Below are 1,304 nucleotides of genomic sequence, written 5' to 3' on the forward strand. Positions count from 1 at the left end.
TTCCGTTACCTAAGAAGTAACGGAAACATATGGGGTAAAAAAACATGATTCTAACAAAAGAGAAATCAGCCATCCTCGGAACCAAAAATGGGACAGGGGAGGGCGTAGCATGCTTAAAACGCTGGTATGTGGCACATGTTCGCATACATCACGAAAAAAAAGTAGCTGAGTATTTGGGGAAAATGGGAATTGAGACTTTTGTTCCTGTCCAGCAAGAAATTCATCAATGGAGTGATCGCCGCAAATTAGTCGAGACCGTTCTTCTTCCGATGATGGTATTTGTTCATGCTGATCCTAAAGAACGCATGGCTGCTCTGACTCTTTCTACCGTAAGCCGTTATATGGTGTTGCGTGGTGAGGGGAAGCCTGCTGTGATTCCTGATGAACAGATGGCTCGTTTCCGTTTTATGCTCGATTATTCGGAAGAGGCAATCTGTATGAGTTATTCTCCGTTGGCCCGTGGTAAAAAGGTTCGTGTTATCAAAGGACCTTTGACGGGACTTGTTGGGGAACTTGTTGCATTAGATGGCAAAAACAAAATAGCAGTTCGTTTGGATATGCTGGGATGCGCTTGTGTCGATATGCCTGTCGGATATGTAGAGCAAATTGACGAGAGAAATTAAGTGGGTGATGGGGACCTTCACTAGTATACAGGGGAAAATAGATAAACTTCAAAAAACAGTTGATACTTTGCTCCATATGGGTGAGAATGCGAGCTGTATATGTGTCGACGATCTAGCACTACTCAATAAGGAAATTCATGAACAGATCAATGATCTGTATCTTTATCATGGTGAAACAACCGAGCAGGAAGCTGCTTTATGTTTATCTCTTTTGATGGGATATAGTGTATCTATGTATGCTAATCCTGAAGATGAGATAAAAAAACAAACCATTCTTATTCGTTCTCAAAAGATTATACAAAATCTATTCTCCTCACCATTGAAAAATCGGTTACATACCATTTACAATGAACTACTATCATAGTATGTCTATGAATTACGTTTTATAAAGACTTTATAATTTATTGGGGTATTTAATTATGAAACACGCATTTGACCGTTTTGTTCAATACTTGCAGAAAAATTACTTTAGTTATTGGATTGTATTGGGAATTGATACATTCATAGCTTTGGTTTGTACCTGGGTGTCGTTTATCGGCATTCATTATCTTACGGAAACTCCCAAGGAAATTACCGCGTTATTTTATATTTTGGCAATTTCAGTTGTATCCAGTATTTTAGGTTCCGTTTTATTCCATACCTATCGTAATACGATCCGTTTTTCCCAGTTGAAGGAATTGT

2 protein-coding genes and 1 pseudogene are annotated in these 1,304 nt (G+C 38.7%); all 3 read left to right on the top strand.

Annotated elements, in window-relative coordinates; genetic code table 11:
* Positions 1-44: 44 nt before the first annotated feature.
* Complete coding sequence (locus HMPREF2794_RS00585; RefSeq protein ID WP_010537666.1) at positions 45-623, top strand: UpxY family transcription antiterminator; 579 nt, start codon at positions 45-47, stop codon at positions 621-623.
* 7 nt (positions 624-630) lie between these two features.
* Positions 631-987: a UpxZ family transcription anti-terminator antagonist gene (locus tag HMPREF2794_RS00590; RefSeq protein WP_010537667.1), complete on the top strand. Its 357-nt coding sequence runs from the start codon at positions 631-633 to the stop codon at positions 985-987.
* Positions 988-1,042: 55 nt separating this feature from the next.
* Positions 1,043-1,304, top strand: a pseudogene (locus tag HMPREF2794_RS29200) (polysaccharide biosynthesis protein); the annotation flags it as partial.

The organism is Bacteroides sp. HMSC067B03 (genome assembly GCF_001811315.1).
Classification (GTDB): domain Bacteria; phylum Bacteroidota; class Bacteroidia; order Bacteroidales; family Bacteroidaceae; genus Bacteroides; species Bacteroides faecis.

Coding starts and splice junctions, on each gene's coding strand:
- HMPREF2794_RS00590 (WP_010537667.1), top strand. CDS start 631: ATGGGGACCTTCACTAGTATACAGGGGAAAATAGATAAACTTCAAAAA.
- HMPREF2794_RS00585 (WP_010537666.1), top strand. CDS start 45: ATGATTCTAACAAAAGAGAAATCAGCCATCCTCGGAACCAAAAATGGG.